2 protein-coding genes and 1 pseudogene are annotated in these 1617 nt (G+C 48.3%); all 3 read right to left on the minus strand.

Going from position 1 to position 1617, the window contains the following annotated elements:
- Positions 1-399 (minus strand): annotated as a pseudogene (locus tag ACTS3T_RS23960) (type I-D CRISPR-associated protein Cas10d/Csc3); the annotation flags it as partial.
- A gap of 51 nt (positions 400-450) precedes the next feature.
- Complete coding sequence (locus ACTS3T_RS23965; protein WP_377962297.1) at positions 451-1011, minus strand: Uma2 family endonuclease; 561 nt, start codon at positions 1009-1011, stop codon at positions 451-453.
- 42 nt (positions 1012-1053) lie between these two features.
- The gene (locus ACTS3T_RS23970) at positions 1054-1602 is read right to left on the minus strand and encodes a transposase (protein ID WP_377962300.1); all 549 of its coding nucleotides are present in this window, start codon (positions 1600-1602) and stop codon (positions 1054-1056) included.
- Positions 1603-1617: the final 15 nt, after the last annotated feature.

A 1617-nucleotide genomic window follows, 5' to 3' on the forward strand; every position in this document is an offset into this window, starting at 1 on the left:
GTGAGTATTGAGCGATTGGTCAGCCGCATTGTCCCGACGAATCGGGTCTTTGCCTGTGGCAACGCGCCGAGGATTGACCACTCGATCCAGGTACTCAGCGAAGAACTTGCCCCCCTTGGCAGTGACACCCACGGTGTACTTCAGCAAATTGGGCAATACTATTTCCGCAAAATCCTGCATGACCACATCGCCAGGATTTTGGTGTTGAATGGCTTCTCGCAAAAGCTTGAGAGTCAGGAGTTCTCGGGCTACTGGCTCTACCGTTCTGTCACTTTCCTCATCTAACCCAAAGTCGCCTTCGAGCCAAGAGTCATCGAGTTCTTCAAATACGGAATCTTCGTTTTGGGTGTCTAGCAATGACAGTTGCTCTGGATCGCCAGACTGATTAGGACGCTCCATGACGGATCTCCTGTAGGTCAAAAACTTTTGTGTGGTGGCTGACTGCGGTTGCTAACCCAGCAGTTGTTCAACCGCAAATTGAATGTCGGTAAATGCCTGAAATGCGATCGCCTGCCCTCGGCGAAAGGCTTGCAACTGCTGGTAGCCTGCTTCACTGGGTTCTCGATAGATCTGCACCGCCTCAGCATTGAGATCCACAATCCACACTTCAGCAATGTTGTCTTTGGCATAAAGCGGAACTTTCACCGTGCGGTCAAATTCAACCGTGGTGTCAAACACTTCAATCAGGGCAAAGACATCGCTGGGCTGCGGATGGCCGTTGGCATAAAAGTCAGACCGTCGCTGCAGAATGGCAAAATCTGGTTGGGGTTCTGATCGAGTGCTCAACTGAATCGGGTTTTGCACCCGCACGATCGCCTTGCCCCTTAACCCCCTGACCAGCAATTCATTCAGGCGATCCACGCAGGCAGCATGTTGCATGCCAATGGGCGACATCTCGATAATTTCTCCCTGAAGTAGCTCAACGCGATCGCGATCGCTCAGAATGCCGGACTCGATCATCTGGTGGTACTGTCCCACCGTGAATTTCTTGCGCAGAATTTGGACGGTCATATTCAGATCCACTCGCTTTGCATCAATAGTTAATAGAAAATGTCACCACTTAGATGGATTTTGGGGATGAAGCTGGTCATGTTGCCATTTCTGAGGATTTTGCTCAATATATGTGCGTAATCGAGCAAGAGATGCTTCACTGCGGATAATGTGTTCGTAATAATTGCGCTGCCAAAACTTAGCTCCCGTCAAATCTCTCACTACGTTAATTAGCTTGGTTGATTGATATTTGAAATAAGCAACAATTTGTCCTAATGTCGGCTTCTTAGAATTTTGCTTTGGCGATAAATCCTGGAATTCTTGTTGAATGAAAAAACCCTCTTTGGCAATCACAATAATGCCGTGGAAATGATTGGGCATAATCACTGCTGCATCTAGGGTTACTGATGGAAAGTGATGCGGAATTTGGTGCCAAACCTGTTCGACAATGACTCCATATTGGCTTAAAGCAATTGAGGCATCTACAATCTCACCAAGCAGACACTCCCTCCCTTGGGTGCAAATCGTGACAAAATAAGCACCCGCTTGGCTATAGTCATAGCCTTTCAATCGGATCGATCGCCGATGATGAATTGCAGGGTCATATTTCATCGCCGTAGGGGCGAG

This window comes from Almyronema sp., from assembly GCF_052168255.1.
Taxonomy (GTDB): domain Bacteria; phylum Cyanobacteriota; class Cyanobacteriia; order Phormidesmidales; family Phormidesmidaceae; genus Sphaerothrix; species Sphaerothrix epifaneia.